Genomic DNA, 20,856 nt, shown 5'->3' with positions numbered 1-20,856 from the left:
CGAATGACCGAGACCGACACGGAACACCGGAGGAGCCCGCCATGCGCACCCTGATCAGCACCGCCTTCGTCTCCCTCGACGGCGTCGTGGAAGCCCCGGGCGGCGAGCCCGGTTACCGGAACTCCGGCTGGACCTTCAAGCACGTCGAGTTCCTGCCCGAGGCCTTCGAGATCAAGGGCCGCGAGCAGAAGGAGGCCACCGCGATGCTGATGGGCCGCACCAGCTACGAGGCGTTCAGCGGGGTGTGGCCCGACATGGAGGACTTCGCCGACTACAAGGCGATGCCCAAGTACGTCGTCTCCACCACCCTCACCGAGGACGCCCTGGTCCCCCACTGGGGCGAGACGACGATCCTGCGCTCCGTCGACGACGTGGCCGCCCTCAAGCAGACCGAGGGCGGCCCGATCATCGTCCACGGCAGCGCGACCCTGAACCACGCCCTATCGGACGCGGGCCTGATCGACCGCTACCACCTGCTCGTCTTCCCGCTCCTCCTCGGCGCGGGCAAGCGCCTCTTCAGCGCCACGGACAAGGACGTCCAGAAGCTGGAGCTGGTCGAGCACGAGGCGTACGCCAACGGCCTCCAGAAGCAGGTCTTCGACGTCGTCCGCTGATCACCCCTAGGACGCGCGGCGGCCCGTCGTCGAGGCGAAGCCCAGCCAGGTGTGGCGGTTGCCCCACCAGCACCAGCCCACCTTCGGGGCGTCGCGCCGCTCGCGGCCGTCGCGGCCCGTGCCGTTGCTGATCCAGACGGCCGGGGTGCGGGCGTCGAAGGTGCCGTTGGCCTTGCGCAGCCGCGAACCGATCGTCATGAAGCAGTGGTTGCGCTCCAGGGCCTCGGGCTGCTGGAGCACCCAGTGGATGCCCTCGGTGAGGACCAGCGGGGTGCGGTCCTTCGCGGTGAGGGCGGGCAGGGCTTCCTCGGGGCTCCAGTTGGCCATGTCGTCGCCCCGGTCCGGGGCGGTGACGAGGTAGAGGGGCGTGTCGGGCAGCTGGACGGTGTCGAGCGGGGCGAAGTCGTCGACGTCGGGCATGTCGACCACGACGAACCCGGGCTTGTCCGCGCGGCGGAGCAGCGGCGCGAGCGCCGAGGCGGGGACGCGGCTCGGGTGGACGGCGAGCAGGACGTCACCGTCGCCGCCCACCCGGTGGGCGCCTTCGGCGTAGGCGCGCAGCTCCTCGGCGGACATCCCCGCGAGCTCGTGCACCCCGAGCTCGATCAGGCGCTCCGCCTGGGCGGCGAGCGGCGGGAGTGGCGGGAGCGTGGTCACGGTGGCGGCGGTGGCAGCGGGTACGGTTTCGGGCACAGCACTCCCTCAGTCGGCTGTTCGAAGCGGTGGCCCCGGGTCAACGACGCGCCTGCCTCGCGTGTTCCCGCCCATCCGCCGCGTGGCGCGTTCACATCACCCGGCGGGCCATGAAGAGCGCCTGTTCACCGGCCGACTGCGTACCGTCGTACAGCGTGGTGTCCAGCCCGCAGAAGGTGAAGCCCATCTTGAGGTAGGCGTGGATGGCGGGAGCGTTGATGTTGCTGACCTCAAGCCACAGGTGCCCCGCTCCGCACTCCCTCGCGAAGTCGACGGCGTGGTCCATCAGGGTGCGGCCCACACCTTTCCCCCGCCACGCGGGCGCGACCTCGATGTCGCGGATGGTCAGCCTCGCGTTCCAGGGGTCGAAGGAGGTCTCCACGAACCCGCAGAGCTCGTCTCCGTCACAGGCGACCACCGTCCGGCTCAGCTCGGGGCCGCCGCCGTCGTCCTCGTCCTCGTCCTCGTCCGGGAACACTTTGTGCAGGGGCTCCGCCAGCGGTGTCCGACGGATACCGAACCCACCTTCGGTGACGGTCACTTCGTAGACGGCGTCCGTCGTGAACGACCCGTCGAGCTCCGCCAGGGCCGCGTCGTCCTCGGGACGCGCCAGTCGGTAGACCACGGTGCCGGCCGCCGCGCCGGGCCCTCGTGCTGCGTCTGCGGTCATCTTCATGAGCCGACCGTACGTCCGATGCACCGCTGTGCCCGCCCCGCGAGGTGCCGTCGCTCAGGGGCGCTCGTCGTACGGCGTGCGGCCTCCCGGTACGCGGCCGCCGCGGACTCCCGGTCGCCGAGCAGCTCCAGCAGGTGCGCCCGCGTCGCGTACAGCCGGTGGTGGCGGGCCAGGCGGCCGTCGGCCTCCAGCTCCGCGAGCAGGTCGAGCCCGGCGCCGGGGCCGTGGACCATGGCGACGGCGACCGCGCGGTTCAGCGTCACCACCGGGTTGGGCCCGAAGTGCTCCAGCAGCTCGTACAGCGCGAGGATCTGCGGCCAGTCGGTCGCGTCGGTGTCCCGCGCCTCGTCGTGCACCGCCGCGATGGCGGCCTGCAGCTGGTACGGGCCCACCTGCCCGCGCGGCAGGGTCCGGCTGATCAGGCCGACACCCTCCTCGATGAGCCGCCCGTCCCACCGCTCCCGGTCCTGTTCCGCCAGCGGTACCAGCTCCCCGGACGGCCCGGTGCGCGCGGGCCGGCGCGCGTCGGTCAGCAGCATCAGCGCCAGCAGCCCGGCGGTCTCCGTGTCGTCGGGCACCAGCCGGTGCAGCAGCCGGGTGAGCCGGATCGCCTCCGTGGACAGCTCGGGCGCGGTCAGGTCGGCCCCGCCGGTGGCGGTGTAGCCCTCGTTGAACACCAGGTACAGCACGTGCCGCACCTCGCCCAGCCGCTCCGCGAACGCCGCCCCCTCCGGCATCGCCAACGACGCCTCCCCGGCCGCCTTGATCGCCTGCTTGGCGCGGCTAATGCGCTGCGCCATGGTCGCCTCCGGCACCAGGAACGCCGCCGCGATCTGTGCCGTGGTCAGCCCGCCGACCGCGCGCAGCGTCAGCGCGATCCGGCTCGCCGACGACAGCGCCGGATGGCAGCACAGGAACAGCAGCGCCAGCGAGTCGTCCCGGTCCCCGGCCGGTACGGCGTCGGCGGCGTGACTCAGCAGCTCCGCCTGCGGCGTGGCCAGCGCGAGGCTCTCCTCGCGGCGCCGCCGGGCGCTCTCGCCGCGTACCTGGTCCACCAGCTTCCGCGAGGCGACCGTCACCAGCCAGCCACGCGGATTCGACGGCACCCCCGCTTCCGGCCACTGCACCGCCGCCGCGAGCAGCGCCTCCTGCACGGCGTCCTCGCACGTGTCGAAGCCGCCGTACCGCCGTACGAGCGCGCCGAGGACCTGCGGCGCCAGCTCGCGCAGCAGGTCCTCGACCCCGTGGTGCCCGGTGCTCACACGTCCGCCGAAGCCGTGGACTCGTGCAGCACCGGCCACAGCTCCACCGGCTCCACGTCCGCGAACGGCATGTCCGCCGCGATCTCCTGCGCCCGCTCCAGGCTGTCGCAGTCCAGCATGTAGAAGCTGGCCAGGTACTCCTTCGTCTCCAGGTACGGCCCGTCCGTGACCGCCGGAACCCCGCCCTCACCGCGCCGCACCAACTGCGCGGCCGCCGCGTCCGCCAGCCCGTACGCCCCCAGCAGCTCCCCGCTCGCGCGGTACTTCGCGTTGAACGCCTCCTGCTTGGCGATCGCCTCCGGCCACGCCTCGGCCGGGAAGGAGTCCCACTTGGCCTGGTTGCCGTAGATCATCGCGACGTACTTCATCTCGGGTGTCCTCCCCGTCCCGCGCGCCCCGTCGGCGCGCTGTCACCCCTTGGTCGGAGCGGGGAGCGGGTCCTCGACATCCGACGACGACTTCTTTCAAGATTTTTTCGTAGGGGTGGGACGGGCAAGGCAGGCGGGCCCGGTGCGAGCGGTCTAACCCAGCGCGTCCGGCTTCCACTCCTCGGCGAGGAGCCCGAACACCACCTCGTCGAGGAACTCGCCCATCGCCCAGTGCGAGGAACGCAGCAGGCCCTCGCGGACGAAGCCGTTGCGCTCCGCCGCGCGCAGCATCGGCGTGTTGTCCACCAGCGTCTCTATCTGCAGCCGCCGCAGCCCGCGCACGACGAAGCCGTAGTGGCACAGCACGGCCACCACGTCAGTGCTGTACCCCTTGCCGCGCGCGGACGGCAGCAGCCCGAGCCCCAGGTGCGCGGACCGATGGTGGTTGTCGATGCCCCACAGCGCGGCGGTGCCGATCAGCGCGCCGCCCCGCAGCTCCACCACGGAGAACTGGACGCGCCCCTGCTCCTTGTCGTCCACGACGAGCCGCGGGTCGTTCGACCCGGGCGTGATCGGCCGCCACGGGACTCCCTCGGCCCGCGAGGCACCGGCCACGTCGTCGTAGAGCTCGGTCCGCAGGACCGGGATGTCCGCCTCGTACCGGGCCCTGAGCCCGATCTTGCCGCCTCGTAGCATGCGAATTTCCTATCCGGCCGGGCCGACCGTCGGCAAACAAGTAATCGGACACCTCGCGTTCGACGTGCCACACTTCCCCGTCGACGAAGGGGTGGGGCTGTGCAGAAGTGCAACAGGGCGGGAGGCGCCGTGGCGGCGGCGACCGTACTGATGCTCGCGGGCTGTGGGGGCGGCGACACCGACAAGGCCGCGCCGCCGGCTCCGAAGGCGAAGCCGTCGGCGTCCGCCGCCGCGTCGCCCCGAGCGGCAGAGAAGACCAGTGACGACGTGGTGGAGGACTTCCGGTACGCCACCCAGGGCCTCGCACGGGACTACCGGGAGGTACCGGTGGACCCGCGGAACCAGCACTGCGTCATGCACCTCGCCGTACTGACCCGTGCCGTTCCCGAGCGTGCGGACCTCGTGACGGTCGTCCACAAACTCCAAGAGCGCGGGTGGAGGCTGTCGATGCTCGAGAGCGAGATCCGCGCCGACGGCACCGAGATCTACCTCCGCGCGAGCCCCTGGCGGGCCATCATCGCTGGAGGGCCTGTCCCGCCGGAGCTCAAGGCCCAGGCGGCCGACAATCTCGGCGGGATCGCCCTGTCGGGCCTCGGTCGGTGCCGGCACCCCAAGCCGGTCCATCAACCTCCCACCCAGCCCAGCCACCCGTAGGCACGCCATGGGCACCTCGGGGCCGGTTGGACCGGTCAGGACCGGCTTCAGGCGACTGTGCCCGTCACCGCCCGGACCACCGTCTCATGCAGCAGGTCCGGCTCCACGAACGGCGCCTCCGCCGTGGGACGCGACCGCCAGTCCAGCGGCCACGTCAGCCCGTCGAGCGCGGGCACCCCGACGAACGCGGACTCCCGCCCGTTCCGGCTCAGCGCCCTCGCCCCCGCCGGCCAGGCGTACGCGCGTGCCGTCTGCGGCGGCAGGAGGAAGTAGAGGTTCTGCTCCCCGGCGAGCTCCCGGACGATGGGCCCCGCCTCGAAGTCGGTGAACTGCATGAGCTCGTACGCGATCTCCTCGCCGAGCATCCCGCCGATGCGTACGGCGTCGAAGTGGATGCCCGCGTGCCGCAGGGCGTGCCCGGAAGCAGGTACCCAAGAAGGCACCCTGTCAAGCGAATTGCGCTGATTCATGCGGCCAGCTTGGCCTTCCGGTTCTACTGTGACCAGCACCACAGGCGGTCTGTGAGGGGCTGTGTGAACAGGGAGGACGTACGTGAAAGTCGGGAACAAGGGAACCCCAGGCGCCGCGAAGGCGTTCGGCAGGCTGCTCCGCTTCTACCGGGAGCGAGCGAAGGTCTCGCAGGAGGCGCTGGGCCGCCACACCGGTTACTCCAAGTCCCAAGTGGCCATGATCGAGCGCGGGGAGCGGCGCCCGAGGGGCAATTTCGTGGCGCTGTCGGACGAGTTCCTGGGTGCACAAGGTGCACTGATCGAGGTGGCGCAGGAGCTGAAGGCGAGCGGCGTGGCCGCTTGGTTCGAGGACTACTTGGAGGAAGAGGCGAAGGCTGCGGGGGTTCACAAGTACGAGAACCAAGTGATCCCAGGGCTGCTTCAGACCGAGCCCTACGCTCGCGCGGTCTTCGGCTGCGCATGTCCTCCCCTGGACGACGAAGAGATCGAGGCCGGCGTCGCAGCGCGGTTGGCGCGTCAGGCGCTGTTCCACCGCAAGCCCACGCCGCTCATCAGTTTCGTCCTGGAGAAGGCAGCACTGACGAAACCGCTCGGTGGTGCGGCGGTCCTGCGAGACAACCTGCTGCACATCCTGAAGATCGGGCAGCTACGGAATGTGCAAATCCAAGTGATGCCGGAGGACCGGCAGACCCATGCCGGCCTGAACGGCCCCTTCACGTTGCTGGATACAGCCGAGCGGCGGGGACAACTGGTCTATGTCGAAGGACAGGGCGGACGGTACTTTCTCAGCGAACAACCGGACCTTGGAGACGTGTTCGCTCGGTACAGCTCCCTGCGGGCACAAGCCCTCAACCCGGAAGACTCGGCAGAACTCATCGAACAGGTGGCACGAACGCTATGAACAGCGACCTCAACTGGGTCAAGAGCAGCTACAGCGGCCCGCAGGGTGGCGACTGCGTCGAGGTCGCTCTCTGCTGGACCAAGTCCTCCTACAGCGGCGACCAAGGCGGCGACTGCGTCGAGGTCGCCGCCTGCCCCCACACCATCCACGTTCGCGACTCCAAGGACACCACCCTCCCCGCCCTCACCGTCTCCCCCACCGCCTGGTCCGCGTTCCTCGCCGCCGCCCAGGACAGCTGAGGCGAAGGCGCTCCTGACAGGGTCCGGGGCGCGCCCACATGATGCGGGCATGACCCACATCGGAGACGCGCTCTGGAACGCCACCGTCCGTCCCGCCGCGTACGCGCCCGGATACGAGCCTGGGGGTGAGCAGTACCAGGCCGCCGTACTGGAGCAGTACAAGCTGTGCGTGGAGATGGCCGACCGCACCAGCTCACGCCGCAACCTCACCAACACCTTCTTCCTCTCCCTCAACAGCGTCATCGCCGCGATGCTGACCGGCTTGGGCGGCGGGGGCCTCACCCACGCACCGCTCTGGGCGCTGCTGGGCGGGTTGGCGATCCTGTTCGCCCAGTGTGTCGCCTGGTTCGTCACCATCCGCTCCTACCGCCTGCTCACCGCGGCGAAGTACGCGGTGATCGGCGCGTTCGAGGAGCGCTTACCGGCGTACGCGTACTCCCGCGCCGAGTGGCAGGCCCTCGGCGAGGGGAGGGACTGGCGCAAGTACCTGCCGCTGACCCACGTCGAGCAGTGGGTGCCGTTCGCGTTCGCGCTGACGTACTTGCTGGGGTTCGCGGCGGCCGTCGCCTGACGCCGGACGACGGCGCTGTCAGTGGCCCCTGCCATGATGCGCGGCACCAGCGAGAGCACGGGAGCGGTCGGTCATGGTGGAGCAGGCAGTACGGGCGATAGTCGAGGCGATCGTCGCGGAAGTGCCGAGCGGCTGGGCGCACGCCGTGATGCACGGGCGGGTCGGCCGGGGTGGCATCACGGTGACCGGCGGCTACACCCCGCGGGGCAACCCCTGGGAAAACCCCATGCCCCATCCCCTGGTGGAGCTCATGATGCTGGGCGAGGCGCTGCGGCAGGAGCGGGGGTGGGAGTCCGCGAGCGTGGAGGTCCGGTGCCTGCCGACCGGCGCGTACCGGTTCGCCGCCTTCGACGACTCCGTGACGTGGGTGACGGGGTCGGCTGGCGGCTACCAGGTGGTCCTGGACCCCGACTACCGGCTTCCTCAGCCCGGCGCGCACCAGGAGTCCGGCACGGCGGCTCCGGCGGGGGAACCGGAGCTGGCCGTAACCCGCTTCCGTACGTACCTCGCACGGCGTGCCGCGATCCTCGGGCACCCGGAGGAGCTGCCCCCGCCCGCCACCGAGGCGGAGATCGCGGAGGCGGAGGGCCGCCTCGGCCGCCGCCTGCCCGCCGACCTGCGGGCGCTGTACGCGCTCGCCGACGGCGACAAGCACGTCGGGCTGTTCCGGGGCCACACCTGGCTGCCCCTGAAGAGCCTCGTCGCCGAGAGCACCGGCCGGTACGCGGTCGAGCGGCCCTGGTTCGGCTGGGACCTGGAGTGGGACGGCGTCGTCTTCGACACCACCCCCGCCGACACCGTCCGCCGCTGCGGCGCCCATCCGGGCTGGCTGCGCTTCGCCACCGCGTACGACGGCAACTACCTGGCCGTCGACACGGTCCCGGCCCGGGACGGGCGTCCCGGCCAGGTCGTCCGCACCGGCCGCGACTACGACAGGGGTCCCTCCTACGTCGCCGACTCGGTCACCTCGCTCCTCGGCCAGTACCTGGACCTGCTGGAGCAGGGCGCGTACGAGCTGCGCGGTGACAGCATCGCCCTGCTCGACACCGGCCGCGAAGCGGCACCGCGGGACATCGTCGGGGGCATCCCGGACGAGGTCCCGCCCAGCCTCCAGGTGCTCCACATCAACGACGCCCCCGGCGTCGTCGACCTCGCCCCGCTGACCGCGGCGCCCCGGCTGCGCCGTCTGCACCTGAACCGCTCCACCACCGGTGACCTGACCCCGGTGCGCGACCTGCCTGTCGAGTCCCTGCGCGTCACGCTCGCCCACGGCGATCTCGCGCCGCTCGCCGGGCACGCGCACCTCACGTCGCTCGACCTGACCACCACGGCCCCGGTCGACCTCACCCCGCTGCGTACCGTGCCCCACCTACGCGGCCTCGACCTCTCCAGGGCGGACACCCCCGACCTGACCGCGCTGGCCGGCCTGCCGGAGCTGCGCTACCTCGCGCTCACCGGTCGCCAGTGGACCGCCCTGCTGGACGCGGGCGCGGTGCCTCCCGGCCTCGCGGCCGCACGTCTCGCCGACGAGGACGCCGTCCTGGACGACGCCTTGGCCTGGGCGGCCCGCCTGGGGCTCGACACCGCGAACGCCCTCCGCGTCACGGGCACGCTCACGCCTTGACCTCAAGTGGACTTGAGTTTCTACGGTGAGTGCCACCGAACGCGAACCAACCGCGTACCACCGGGAGGGACCAGCCATGCAGTACACGCACAGCGACGCCGAACTGATCAAGCAGCCCATCGGGTACTGGAGTTGGGCCGCCTACAAGGCCGTCGTCACCCGCACCCGCGCCGCGCTCGACGAGATCGGCACCACGCAGCCCCAGTGGTGGGTGCTCGCCCAAGTGGCCCGGGCCGACAGCCCCAAGACCCGCACCGAGGTCTCGCGTCTCCTCCGGGACTACCTGGACACGGGCGCGGCGGCCATGGATGCGGAGATCGACACCACCATCACCCAGGGCTGGATCACCGAGGACCCCGAGGGCCACCTCGCCCTCACTCCGGAAGGCAGCGCCTTCTACGCCAAGGCCGCTGCCCTGCAAGACGAGTTGTGGGCGGAACGGCACGCGGACATCTCCGACGAGGAGTACCTGACGACCATGAAGGTGCTCCAGCGCTTCATCCACAACACGGGCGGCCGCTTCTGGCACCACTAGCGAGAAAGGTAGTAGGTGTCTCGCACATCCGGGTCCGAGGTGAGGAAGAACAGTGCCAGGCGTCCGGCCTTGTCCTTGGTGACCCCGAGGTCCCAGGAGGCCGCCTCAGGCGGCGGGGCGGTACGCGTTGCCGCATCGGTCGGAATCGGGGACGGGGATCCCGTCGGCTTAACGAGCTTCCCGGATGTGACGGACCTCTCGGGCTTCACATTGACGCGCACCACAGAGCCGGCGCCCACCGTATTGCCACCCTTGTAAGTGCCGGGCGCCGACAGCGACCAGGTTCCCGCTCCTGTCATGCGCCAGCCATCGTCGAAACGGAACTCCTGACCATCAAGGTCTGTGACTTCCGCGGCACCACCAGGACGCAGTGTCAGTGAGCTGCCCGCCCACCCCTTCCAAGTGCCGTACAGGTCGGCCGCCGTCACCTCGACTGGTGGAGGCGGCGGGGCGGTACGGCTGTCGACGCACGCGGATGTCCCGGTGAGGACTGCGGTGGCGAAGGCCGCGGCGGCCAGGACGCGTCGGATCGGGGTGGGCATACGCAACCTCTCTGACAGGGCAGACCGGGCGGGCGGAGACATCCTCCACCCGCCCGGCTGTACCACTCGTGCTATGGCCCGACGCTATTCAGCCGGCGGCCGTATCCGCATGGTCTCACTCCATCGGACGGTGAACTGCAGGTCCCGCTGACCGTTCGGGAAGATGGCCTTGGCGCTCTCATGCAGAGCCATGGCATTCGGGTCCTTCGCCCCGCTCTCGTACCCTTGCGGGGACACGTCACGGGTCAGCGACTCGACAGTCATCTTTTGGGTGAGCTCGTACTCGACCGTGCCAGTCCTGGTCAGGGAGTTGTAACTGGTTACGGTGGCCTTCAGGTTGAAGGAGCCGAGAGCGGCGCGGGTCGCGCCCTCCTCCGTGGCCGCGTCGGTTTTGCCGAGGAAGAACTGCGAGATCGCCGAGGACAGCTCTCCGGCCACCATGCCCTTCAGGGGCAGGTCGTACATCGCTGCACCGTTTGTCGTCTTGTAGTCGAGGCCAATAAGCGTCTCCCCCACCTTGTTCTTGCGCTGCTGCAGCACCTTGCGCACCACGTCAAGCCAAATGTGCTTCTGTACGCCGGCAGTAAACTTGTCCTCTGGGCCGAAGTGATACGCGGGCGGCGTGGCGCCCATGAACCACATCGCGACCACCTGGGTGGCGTTGGGGTTCAGATGGGTCTGGGTGATCCCAGGTGCCCCGGCGCGGTACGCCGCCGTGGCACGGCGGCCCAACTCCTGCTGACGCCGGTTCTGCTGGGAGTTCTTCTGGTAGTACTCGGCGTTCCGCTTCTCCTGCGCGACGATGGAGTCGTAGCTGTTGCCCTTGCCGACGACCTTCGTGCCGCCCTGACAGCGGTACATCCCGTTCGCGCACTCCGCCAGGGCCTCGCCCGTGGGGTCGGAGAAGGTGATCGGGTTGTTGGCGGCGTAACCGTAGCCGTTCATCGTCTGCGGCTTGTCGGCCTCCAGGATCGGGTCCACGGAGATGAAACGACCGGTAGAGGGGTCGTACTCCCGAGCACCGATGTGGGTCAGGCCCGTGTCGGTGTCCCGGATGCCGCCGATGAACCCCTTGTCCCCCGTCCAGCCGGTCGGCTGGGCGCCACGAGGTCCCCCGAAGATCGAGGTCTTGCGACGGGTGACCGTCTGCGCGGCGTCCGCGCTGATCTGCGTCGTACCGGTTCCGTGGTGGTCGGTGAAGGTGAAGCTGAGCTTGCCCTGGGTACGGACGGCCACTTGCTTTTCGCCCGCGAAGTAGTAGCGGGTGCCCGTGGCTGTGCCGGCCTTGTCGAGCTTCAGCTCGTTGCCGTTCGGCAGGTACAGGGTCGTGCCGGTGGAGTCCCTGCGGACCAGGCGCTCCCCTTCCGTGTCGTACAGGTACGCGTTGGTGGTGGTGCCTTGGGTGGTGGACTTCAGACGGCCCTCCGCGTCCCACTCCAGCGTCTGCAGGGCCGAGGTGCCGATCTTGCGGGTCTTGGTGTTGCCCGTCTCGTCGTAAGTGAAGAGCTCCTCACGCGGGTCGGCTCCGGTCTGGGTGACCTTCGGCAGCCCATGCTTGCCGGCGGCCGGCTCGGCGTAGGCACGGACGGAGTCCGTGGCCGGGCCTGAGGCGGTCTTGTGCTTCGTCTCGGTCTTACGGTTGCCGACCGCGTCGTAGGTGTACGTCGTCCAGTAGGCGTCCTGACCACCTACCGCCGAAGCCGTGGGCGCGTCGGCGCACTGGTCGGCGGTGCTGCTGGTCCAGGCCTCGGTGATCCGGCGCAGGGCGTCGGTGGTGAAGCACTGGGTGTCGGTGGTACGGGCCGCGTCCTGGCCGTAGGACGTGGAGATCGACGTGATGTTCCCGGCAGGGTCGTATCGGTAGTGGGTGTCATCCACACGCTGCGGTGCCGTGTCCCGGTCCAGGTAGCTGTCTGTCACCGCGCCGGTGTGCTCGTCATAGACGTTGGTCGTCCACACACTCTGACCGAACGCGCCGAACTGACGGCGCGCCTCGCGCCCGTAGTGGTCGTAGGTGGACCCTGAGACGAGCGGGTCGGTGCCCGCACCCACGGTGTTCAGCAGTCCGCTGACCGGGGTGTAGGTATTGGTGACCTTCTCCGCCGGCAGCCCGCCCATGGCGGGGTGCTGGACCCACATCACCTGGCCGGTGTGGAGGTTGTACGAGGTGATCCACTTGTAGACGCCCGCCAGCGTGCCCTCGCTGTCCGGGATGGTGATCTGCGTCCCGACCGGCTGGTAGAGGCTGTTGTACGAGGTGACGGCCGTCTCGTACGCCTTGCCGTCCGCGTACCGAACCGACTTGCTCAGCTGTCCCTTGGCAACCGTGTCGTACTCCCACGTGGCGAGCGTAGTCGTGCCCGACTTCAGCGCCGTGCGACGACCCAGCTCGTCGTAATCGGTGTGCAGCGTGATGTTCCGCGCGTCCGTACTGTCGGTGGGGCGATCCGCCTTGTCGAAGACGGTGCGTGTGGTTCCCTTGTCCGGGTCGTCCGTCTGGACGCGTCGGCCGCGGATGTCGTAGCCGTACGTCCACGTGACGCCGGACGGGTCGGTGATCCGCTGCAGGCGGCCGTGCCGGTCGAAACCGTAGGAGGTGGTCTGCGCCGCGGTCCGCGCGGAGTCCGTGTACTCCTTGTACTCGACGGTGCGGCCGACGGCGTCCTTGACCGTGGTGGTGGCGGTGCCGCCGCGTGGCGGGACCACGGTCGTGGTGTCGCCGGTGTAGCTGGTGGTGGTGCGCTTGACCTCGTCCCCGAAGCGCTTGGAGATGACGGCGGTGACGCGGCCGGCGCCGTCGTACTGTGTGTCGGCGGAAGCCGGGTAGTTCAGCTCCTGCCCGGTCACCAGCACCGGTTCCGCAGGGCCCTCGGCGTAGTACGTGCCCGAGGAGCGCCACGCCAGGCCACGGGTGTCGTAGAACGTCTCGCTGATGAGGCGGCCCGCGCCGTCCGCGGAGTTCTCCTGGGTCTGCCGCGGACGCAGCATGCCGTCCTGGAAGGAGTGGCTGACCTCGTACTTACTGTCGTGGGAGAGCGTCTTGGACGTCACCACGGTGGGCCCGTCGTTGCGGACGAGGTACTCGAAGACGTAGTTCGGCGAATCGGGGTAGGTGGTCGCCGAACGAGTCGGCAGCCACACCTTGGTGACCCGGCCCAGCGGGTCGTACACCGTCTTCGTGACCTTGCCGTTCGGGTCGGCAACCTGCACGGCCTGTGCCCGCAGGGGATCCACCGTCGTGGTGGTCGTGTGACCCTTCGGGTCGGTGACCTGCATCGTCGTCGGCGCCTCACCGGTGGCCGGTGTGTGAACCGTCGTCGTCACCTTCCCGAACGCGTCGGCTCCGGCGAGGGCCCGGCCGTAGCTGTCGTAGCAGAGTTGTGTGCCCGTGGACCCGCAGGTGCTGGGAACGCTGGTCTGGACGTCGTAACCAGTCCCAGTGCCGTTGATCCGCTCGGTCTTGGTGACGAGACCCGCTCCGGGGACCGCGCCCAGGGATCCGTTGTCGTAGTACGTACGGACATCGTCGATCACGTCGGCCGGGCGGGCGACGGTGGCACCGCACGGGACGGCGACCGTTTCCACGCGGCTTACCTTGTCGAGGATCCACGAGGTCGTGTTACGGGCGTAGCTGGTCGTGGTGCACTTCTCGTCGCCGGTTTTGGCGGTGTCGCCGGTCTCGGAGACCCAGTCGACCATGCCGTGGCCGTCGAAGTGATGGATCCTCTCGATGGTGCGGGTGCCACCGGTGACGGTGGTGCGGGTGGACTCCTTCTCCGTGCCCGTCTTGTACGACACCAGGTCGGGCAGTCCGGAGCGCGTGCGGGTGGCGACGGCGGCCGACCGCCACGGCGTGTAGGAGGTCGCCGAGACGAGCTTGCTCGTGTCGTCCCCGTTGTAGGTGGCCGTCTCCCGCTGCATGCCGGCGAACTGCTCACGGTCAGTGACCGCCACACCCGCGCTGTTCTGGACGGCGGCGCCATCGATACCGCGGAAGTACCGGGCCTCGGTCAGCGTCTTGAGGTCGCTCGCCGCACCGGTGCGGGTCTGGACGCGGTAGTACCCACGCGCGACGGAGTGCACGCGGTTCTCCGCCTTGGTGAACTCGTCGGTGCTCTTGGCCCAGGCGGCGCCGCCGAGGTATGAGTACGAGGTCACCTTGTCCGGCGACTCCACCAGGTTGTCACCCTCGACGACCTGCGTGACGACATACGAGTTGAACCAGTCCTGCTTAGCGGTGTCGCCCTCGTAGGCCCACTTCACGGGGTAACAGCGCGTGGTGTTCGTACCGTCAGCCGGGGGCAGGGTGGTGGCGGTGCAGTCGGGCTGCGAGTACGTCACGCCGATGGTGCCGCCGGTCTCCGTGGTGATCTGGTACAGGCGGAGGCGCACGAAGGGCGCGAGACCGTCACCCAGCTTGTCGACGCGGTTGGCCCGCTGCTCCCCCGCGAACGTCACGGCCGGCGTCTGCGCCGTGCCGCCGACCTTGCCGGTGTGCTGGATGGCCTTCAGCCACATCGGGGTGGAGATGCCGTCCCCGGAGGCCGGGAAGTCCTGCCCGAGGGTCCAGGTGTCGACGTCCTTGTAGACGCCGCCGGTCAGCACCTTTGTAGTGATCGAGGTGAGGCGCTTGCGGGACCAGAAGGTCGGAGAGTACTGATCCTTGCACTCGGTCGCACCCTCCTTGCAGTACCGGTCGAAGGGGACATCCGGCCAGTTCTTGGCGTTGGTCGCATCGAAGGTGCCGCAGTTGGACAGGCACCGTTCGTCCACGCCGAAGTGGACCTGGCCCATCGGCTTGCCGCTGTAGACGGCGTCCTTGCGCAGACCGTAGTCGATGCGCTCCAGGTAGCCGCCCCGGTCGTACGAGGTCACCGTGGCCTTGCCGGTGGTCTCACTGACGTTGCGACCGTAGTTGTTGGCCTCGGACTTCCAGTAGTACGCCATGGCGTTGCCGGTCGGCGCGACAACGTGGTCCAGCTGCCAGCGCCACGCCTGCTGGCACCAGGCCGAAGCGAAGGAAGCGGTGTAGCAGGGCTCACCGGACTGGTTACCGAAGACCGGCACGGTCCACGCCGAGTTGGTTACCGGGTCGTCGGTGGCGGTTCCGTTGTCCTTCCACCCCGGCAGTCGGTTCAGGCCGAAGAAGTACTGGGTGCCGTCGGTTGTGGTGACCTTCCAGTGCTCACCGTTGTTGTCCCCGTTGGTGGCGCCGGTGAGCTTCTCAATCTTCTCACCGGAGTCGGATGCGGGGTGCCACCCCTTGCCCTCCTCGTAGACGAGCTCGGTGCTTTTGCCGCCGAGCGAGAGGGTGGCGTTGTCGTTGAACCAGCACAGGTCGCCGACCCTGGTGGTGTTCGTGCTGTCGGTCTTGTCGTCGTTGCACAACTTGTACTTGCGCTCGATGAAGCCGGGCTCCCAGCTCCAGCCGTCACCGATCCACGAGGGCTGGTTGTTGGAGACGGCCGTACGGCCGTCCACCGACTGGGAGTTGTAGTCCAGCGAAATCTTCGGGTCCAGGCCGCCGGGGACGGTCGGAACGCTGATCGGGTGCGACCACGTGAACGCGCCGGCCGAGCCACCCGCGTTCCAAGATCCTGCCGCCGGAAGGGACGTGGCCTTGTAGTCACCCGTCGGGCCTGCCGCGTCGGCGGTCGTCGCGAGGACCATTGCGGTGCGCGCCGTCGGTGCCTGGGCCGTCACTGTGCCGCCGCGGGTGTCGTTCGTCGTCTTCAACGGCTTCTGGACCCGGCACTCGGCCAGCTGCGGTGTCGTGAGCGCGCAGGCCGGCAGCTGAACCAGGCGCAGCCGGGCCGCCCAGTCACCGCCGTACGCGCCGCGGAACGACGAGTAGTCGACCGTGACACGAGCTGGAACGGCCCCGGCGCCGCCATCTGTGCGGCGCACCGACAGCAGCAGCCCCTCGACGCCCGCCTTGCTAGCGTCCGCACGGTTCGCGACCGCCACCTTGAGTTTCGCCGGAGCGGTGTCCTTGGCTGGGCCTGCGGTCTTGCGGGCGCCCTTCGCAGTCGGGACCGCGCTGACCGACACGGGCAGCGAACCCGCACGCCCGCCCTTGTCCAGCGATATGTCAGCTGTACCCGCACCGGGCCAGCTGACCTTCGGCGTCTTCTTCCGCCACGAGTTGGCAGCAGCCGCATCGGGCCGCTTCGCACCCCCTGCGGCGACCTTCTCCACCGGAACCGCCTTCGGCTGCTTCAACTTCGGAAGCGTCACCGAATCGTCCGGCCCCGCAGCGACCGCGACACCTGGCAACACCCCGGCAAGAACCGCGGTGGCCAAGAGCGTCGGCAGGCCGCGCACGCCGAAACGTCTCACCCTGTACCCCCTCATAAAAACGCACTCAAAAAAACCAGCGCAGGCTAGCAGTACGCGCTCCCCCCACAAACGGATTTTTTCATTCCGGCCCAATCGACACGACTCATCGATGCAGGAGCCGAAATCAAATGCCGCCATGGCGCATAATTCGGACTTAGAGCTCAAGATCGACGCAAAAGCGCAGCTCACGCATGGTGGTTCCACTAAGAGGCGGATAGAGTCACGCCGCTTATCCGTCCCTGAGAGGTTTTGCGTGACACAGGAAAGACCTATTCGAAAGAGGCCGCGGGAACGCCTCGCCGCCCGGGCGATTTCCCTCGCCTTGGCAAGTGCAATTTCAGCAACCACCTTTGTGATACTGCCCTCCACTACGGCGATGGCCGTCGGCACATCGCCCGATCCTGTCGCCGAAGGCTCCAAGAGCGAAGAAGAATTCGCGCTCGAACAGGCAAAGGCAACCGGCCAGCCCTACGAACTGACCTCCGCCCGCACCGAGTCGACCGACACCTGGGCCCTGCCCGACGGCAAGTGGTCGGTCAAGCGGTACGGCACGGCCGTGCGGGTGCTGCGGGGCGGTGCCTGGGTGTCGACCGACCCGACGCTGGGCTTCACGGCCACCGGCACAGTCGCACCCAAAGCTTCCACCGTCGACGTGACGTTCTCCGGCGGTGGCACCGGTCCGCTGCTCACGGGCGTCAAAGACGGGCGCACGCTGTCGATGACGTGGCCGAACCCGCTGCCAAAGCCCACCCTCGCCGAGAACGTGGCCACCTATGCCGAGGTGCTGCCCGGTGTGGACCTGCAGCTGAAGGCGGAGGTCGAGGCCTTCTCCCAGCTGCTGGTCGTCAAGACCGCGGAGGCCGCGAAGAATCCGGCGCTCGCATCGCTCAAGTACAAGCTGGACACGGTCGGCCTCGACGTGTCGACCGACCCGGAGACGGGCAGCGTCAGCGCGGTCAACCCGGCCGGACAGACGGTCTTCACCAGTCCGTCGCCGCTGATGTGGGACTCCTCCACCAACAACGCCGGCCCAGCGCCCGCGACCACCACGTTCAGCACGGCGACCACGTCGGGCGACAACCCGGCCGGCGCGTTCGAGCCGCCGCCCGGTTCGCAGGACGCCCAGATGCCGACCACGGTGTCCGGCGACACACTGGAGATCAAGCCGGACCAAGCGCTGCTGACCGGCGCGGAGACGAAGTACCCCGTCTTCATCGACCCGTCCATGGCCTGGGGTGAGCAGCAGAACTGGACTCGGGTGTACAAGTACTACCCGAACATGTCCTTCTGGAACACCAAGGACCCCATCCGCGTCGGATACGAGGCGGAGACCGGAGGCTCCAACCGCATTAGCCGCTCCTTCGTCCAGCTCAACACGAGCGACGTTACGGACGCACAGGTCATCAGTTCTGTCTTCCGGATCCACAACATGTGGTCGTGGTCCTGCGAGCACAGGCCCGTCGAGCTGTGGCATGTGGGTCCCATCAGCAAGAAGACCACCTGGAACAACCAGCCGGCCAAGAAGGCACAACTCGCCACCGTGAACGACGCCAAGGGCTGGAGCAACACCACCCCGGGCTGCGAGGCCGGCCACCTCGAGTTCGACACCACCGACAAGATCCGCGAGGCGGCGCGCAAGGGGTGGGCGAAGATCACCCTCGGCCTGTATGCGTCAGACGAGACCGACACCTTCGGCTGGAAGAAGTTCGACGCCAAGAGCGCGACCCTGGAGACCACCTACAACAACCCGCCCAAGACGCCGGAGCGCCTGGGCACCAACCCGCGGACGCAGTGCACCGCCGGTGGTCTGATCGGCAACACGCGGGTCAGTCTCTACGCCACGTTCGACGACAAGGACGCCGGCAACCTCAGCGCCGAGTTCCAGCTGTACAAGGCGGGCACCACTACGCCCGCCGTCACGCAGATCCTCCCGGCCAACAAGGGCAAGGTGACCACGTGGGCCGTCCCGGACGCGAGCCTGCCGTCCGGTGACTGGACCTGGAAGGTCCGTGGCAAGGACCAGGACAACGCGTACTCCCCCTGGTCCACCACGTGCAAGTTCACCATCGACCGCACCCGGCCGAGCAAGCCACCGCTGATCGCGTCTGAGGGCAACAAGTTCCCGTCCGGTGAGAACGGCTGGCCGGCGGTGACCGGCAAGGCCCGCGAGACCGGCAGGTTCACGTTCTCGCCCAACGGCGTGACCGACGTGGACCACTACGTCTGGTGGACCGACTACGACCCGGACACCAACGACGCGCTGCCGGGCGTGCCGGCCTCGGTGACACCGCCCGGCTACGGCCCGCACTTCGTCTACGCGTACAGCGTGGACAAGGTCGGCAACCGGTCGGACACGACGTCCTACCTGTACTACGCGGGGCGGTCCCAGACGCGCGACGGGCCGACGGACCTCAACGGCGACGGCAACAGCGACATCTGGAGCACGGACTCCAACGGCACGCTGCTCACCTACGCCGGACAGGGCAACGGCGACTTCGCCGCGGCCACCAACGGCGGCAAGTACTTCCCCTCCACCAGTGTCGACTCGCGGGGTGACTGGGGCCAGGACGGCTACAACGATCTCGTCGCGCTGCAGTACGACAGCGTCGAGAAGAAGAAGCGGCTCTGGACCTACCCCAACAACGGCAGCGGCGTCATCAGCGACAGCTACACCGAGCTCACGGTGGCCTGCCCGGTCGTCAACGAGGAGCTGGGCTGCATCGGCGACGAGAAGTGGACCGGTGACGACCACTGGCACAACGCCGAGCAGATCGTCGCGGCCGGCGACCTCAACGGCGACTCCCAGCCCGACCTGCTGGTCAAGCAGGGCACCTTCCTGTGGGCCTACTACGGCAACCGTGCCGCGTACAGCCTCGACGTCCGCGAGCCCGTGCTCGTCGGCGGCGGCGACTGGAACAAGTTCACCGTGATCGCCCCCGGCGACCTCAACGGGGACGCCATCGCCGACCTGTGGCTGCGCGACAACGCCACCGGTGAGCTCTGGCGTTCGTACGGCAAGAAGGGCAGCAACGGCTACCTCGACCCCACGACCTGGGGCAACGTGGCGGGCCGGGTGAAGATCGGCACCGGCTTCACGGCGGCCTCCTACCCGGGCGTCGGCTCGGTCGGTGACATCACCGGGGACGGCCTCGCGGACCTGTGGGCCCGCAAGGCCGACAACACCATGGTGGGCTACCCCGGCAAGGTGCCGGCCACGGGCAGCACCATCGCCCTCGGTTCCCCCTTCGTCATCGACGGCATCGTCGGCGGCTCCCGCATCCCGTCCGGTACGACGCTGACCGGGGGGCAGTCGCTCACCTCGCGTTCCGCCAAGCTGACGATGCAGAACGACGGCAACCTCGTCGTCACCTCGAACGCCGGCAAGGTGCTGTGGTCCTCCAAGACCGCGGGCAACATCGGGGCCAAGGCCGTCATGCGCAGCGACGGCAACCTGGTGGTCTACAAGGCGGACGGCACCACCGTCGCCTGGGAGTCCAAGACCAGCGCGCCCGAGGGCTACGCCATGCTGCAGGACCGCGGCGATCTGGTCGTCTTCAACGTCAGAAGCCAGTCCCAGTGGTCCAGTGGCAGCTCGATCCGCCATGACTACAACGCCGACGGCCGCAGTGACATGGCCGACTGGTACGACTACGGCGACGGGCACGACTCGATCCACAGCTTCACCGCCGCCTCCGACGGCACGTTCCTGGCCCCAAACACCGCCTGGACCACCCCGGCCGGAAACATGACGGCCTCGGCGATGAAGCGGGTGACCGGCGATTACAACGGCGACGGCATAGGCGACGTCGCCAGTTTCTACGGTTACTCGGACGGCGCGGTCGCGCTGTTCACCTGGACCGGCAAGGGCGACGGAACCTTCAACGCGCCCTTCAAGTCCTGGAACGTCAAGGCCGGGTCGTGGACCTTCGCCCGCATGACGCCGTACAGCGGTGACTTCAACGGTGACGGGCGCGACGACGTGGCCGTCTGGTACGACTACGCCGACAAGCACGACACGATCTGGACATTCACCAGTGCGGTGAAGGGCGGCTTCAACAACCCGGTCAGCTACTGGACGGCGGTCAACAGCTGGGAGCAGTCCCGCGCCAAGACCGTCACCGGCGACTTCAACGGTGACGGCCGCGACGACCTGGCGTCGTTCTTCGGATACGGGGACGGCAGCGAGAAGATCTGGACGTTCAGCGCCACCGCCGACGGCAAGTTCGTCGCAGCAGCCTCCTGGTCGGCGACGAGCTGGGGCGAATGGGGCCGCACCTCGCTGCACGCGGGCGACTTCAACGGCGACGGCCGCGACGACCTCGCGGCCTGGTACGACTACGTGGACGGCCACGACGCCGTACACGTCTTCCCCAGCACGGCGACCGGCGCCTTCGCCTCGGTCTACGAGGCGTGGACCACTCCGGCCGGAAACTGGTGGCGGGAGAGCGTCAAGCTGGTCACCGGTGACTACAACGGCGACGGCCGCGACGACCTGGGCGCCATGTACGGGTACGACGACGGCGCGGTCCGCATGTGGACCTGGACGGCCAGGACCGACGGCAATCTGAACGGTCCCGTCGGAAGCTGGTCGGCTCCTACCGGTAACTGGACCTTCAGCAGGGTCGCGTTCCTGGAGCAGCAGAACTGACGATCACCGAGTGGTGACCGAATG

The 20,856-nt window shown here is 68.8% G+C and carries 16 protein-coding genes; 8 read left to right on the top strand and 8 right to left on the bottom strand.

From position 1 onward, the window contains the following. The first annotated feature begins 41 nt into the window (after window positions 1-41). Entirely contained in the window at window positions 42-614 is a 573-nt protein-coding gene (locus AC07FJ_RS16960) for a dihydrofolate reductase family protein (RefSeq protein WP_479049663.1), read from the top strand. A 6-nt stretch (window positions 615-620) separates the two neighbouring features. Here AC07FJ_RS16960 and AC07FJ_RS16955 read toward each other — a convergent pair whose 3' ends face one another. The 5 genes from AC07FJ_RS16955 to AC07FJ_RS16935 form a co-directional block, all read right to left on the bottom strand. Continuing rightward, window positions 621-1,307 carry a DUF5701 family protein gene (locus AC07FJ_RS16955; protein ID WP_479049662.1) on the bottom strand — a complete coding sequence of 229 codons (687 nt, stop codon included), beginning with the start codon at window positions 1,305-1,307 and terminating at the stop codon, window positions 621-623. A 91-nt stretch (window positions 1,308-1,398) separates the two neighbouring features. After that, window positions 1,399-1,983 carry a GNAT family N-acetyltransferase gene (locus AC07FJ_RS16950; protein WP_479049660.1) on the bottom strand — a complete coding sequence of 195 codons (585 nt, stop codon included), beginning with the start codon at window positions 1,981-1,983 and terminating at the stop codon, window positions 1,399-1,401. Beyond that, window positions 1,980-3,245: an RNA polymerase sigma factor gene (locus tag AC07FJ_RS16945; RefSeq protein ID WP_479049659.1), complete on the bottom strand. Its 1,266-nt coding sequence runs from the start codon at window positions 3,243-3,245 to the stop codon at window positions 1,980-1,982. Before AC07FJ_RS16945 ends, AC07FJ_RS16950 begins: the two co-directional genes overlap by 4 nt. Continuing rightward, complete coding sequence (locus tag AC07FJ_RS16940) at window positions 3,242-3,613, bottom strand: YciI family protein (protein ID WP_361417587.1); 372 nt, start codon at window positions 3,611-3,613, stop codon at window positions 3,242-3,244. Before AC07FJ_RS16940 ends, AC07FJ_RS16945 begins: the two co-directional genes overlap by 4 nt. A gap of 153 nt (window positions 3,614-3,766) precedes the next feature. Beyond that, window positions 3,767-4,309 carry a GNAT family N-acetyltransferase gene (locus tag AC07FJ_RS16935; protein WP_479049657.1) on the bottom strand — a complete coding sequence of 181 codons (543 nt, stop codon included), beginning with the start codon at window positions 4,307-4,309 and terminating at the stop codon, window positions 3,767-3,769. A gap of 99 nt (window positions 4,310-4,408) precedes the next feature. Here AC07FJ_RS16935 and AC07FJ_RS16930 point away from each other — a divergent pair, with 99 nt between their 5' ends. Next, the gene (locus AC07FJ_RS16930) at window positions 4,409-4,963 is read left to right on the top strand and encodes a hypothetical protein (protein ID WP_479049655.1); all 555 of its coding nucleotides are present in this window, start codon (window positions 4,409-4,411) and stop codon (window positions 4,961-4,963) included. Window positions 4,964-5,010: 47 nt separating this feature from the next. Here AC07FJ_RS16930 and AC07FJ_RS16925 read toward each other — a convergent pair whose 3' ends face one another. Continuing rightward, entirely contained in the window at window positions 5,011-5,433 is a 423-nt protein-coding gene (locus AC07FJ_RS16925) for a hypothetical protein (protein WP_479049654.1), read from the bottom strand. 82 nt (window positions 5,434-5,515) lie between these two features. On the opposite strand from AC07FJ_RS16925, the gene AC07FJ_RS16920 reads away from it, so the two are divergent. From AC07FJ_RS16920 to AC07FJ_RS16900, 5 genes are all read left to right on the top strand, one after another. Then, window positions 5,516-6,334: a helix-turn-helix domain-containing protein gene (locus AC07FJ_RS16920; RefSeq protein WP_479049652.1), complete on the top strand. Its 819-nt coding sequence runs from the start codon at window positions 5,516-5,518 to the stop codon at window positions 6,332-6,334. Next, the gene (locus AC07FJ_RS16915; RefSeq protein WP_479049650.1) at window positions 6,331-6,573 is read left to right on the top strand and encodes a DUF397 domain-containing protein; all 243 of its coding nucleotides are present in this window, start codon (window positions 6,331-6,333) and stop codon (window positions 6,571-6,573) included. Before AC07FJ_RS16920 ends, AC07FJ_RS16915 begins: the two co-directional genes overlap by 4 nt. 49 nt (window positions 6,574-6,622) lie before the next feature. Further along, window positions 6,623-7,144: a RipA family octameric membrane protein gene (locus tag AC07FJ_RS16910; protein WP_479049648.1), complete on the top strand. Its 522-nt coding sequence runs from the start codon at window positions 6,623-6,625 to the stop codon at window positions 7,142-7,144. Between the two features lie 73 nt (window positions 7,145-7,217). Further along, window positions 7,218-8,768 carry an SMI1/KNR4 family protein gene (locus AC07FJ_RS16905; protein WP_479049647.1) on the top strand — a complete coding sequence of 517 codons (1,551 nt, stop codon included), beginning with the start codon at window positions 7,218-7,220 and terminating at the stop codon, window positions 8,766-8,768. A 76-nt stretch (window positions 8,769-8,844) separates the two neighbouring features. After that, window positions 8,845-9,303, top strand: coding sequence for a MarR family winged helix-turn-helix transcriptional regulator (locus AC07FJ_RS16900; protein WP_479049646.1), 459 nt, complete (start codon window positions 8,845-8,847; stop codon window positions 9,301-9,303). Here the strand turns inward: AC07FJ_RS16900 and AC07FJ_RS16895 are convergent. Both AC07FJ_RS16895 and AC07FJ_RS16890 read right to left on the bottom strand, forming a co-directional pair. Continuing rightward, the gene (locus tag AC07FJ_RS16895) at window positions 9,300-9,845 is read right to left on the bottom strand and encodes a hypothetical protein (RefSeq protein WP_479049644.1); all 546 of its coding nucleotides are present in this window, start codon (window positions 9,843-9,845) and stop codon (window positions 9,300-9,302) included. The two genes, AC07FJ_RS16900 and AC07FJ_RS16895, sit on opposite strands and share 4 nt — an antisense overlap. 84 nt (window positions 9,846-9,929) lie before the next feature. Then, on the bottom strand, window positions 9,930-16,067 hold the full coding sequence (locus AC07FJ_RS16890; RefSeq protein WP_479049643.1) for an RHS repeat domain-containing protein: 6,138 nt from the start codon (window positions 16,065-16,067) through the stop codon (window positions 9,930-9,932). A 493-nt stretch (window positions 16,068-16,560) separates the two neighbouring features. Between AC07FJ_RS16890 and AC07FJ_RS16885 the strand changes: the two genes are divergently transcribed. Beyond that, window positions 16,561-20,832 carry an FG-GAP-like repeat-containing protein gene (locus tag AC07FJ_RS16885; RefSeq protein ID WP_479049641.1) on the top strand — a complete coding sequence of 1,424 codons (4,272 nt, stop codon included), beginning with the start codon at window positions 16,561-16,563 and terminating at the stop codon, window positions 20,830-20,832. Window positions 20,833-20,856: the final 24 nt, after the last annotated feature.

This window comes from Streptomyces sp. NPDC045998 (assembly GCF_056430285.1).
This window is presented reverse-complemented; position numbering and strand designations above follow the sequence as displayed.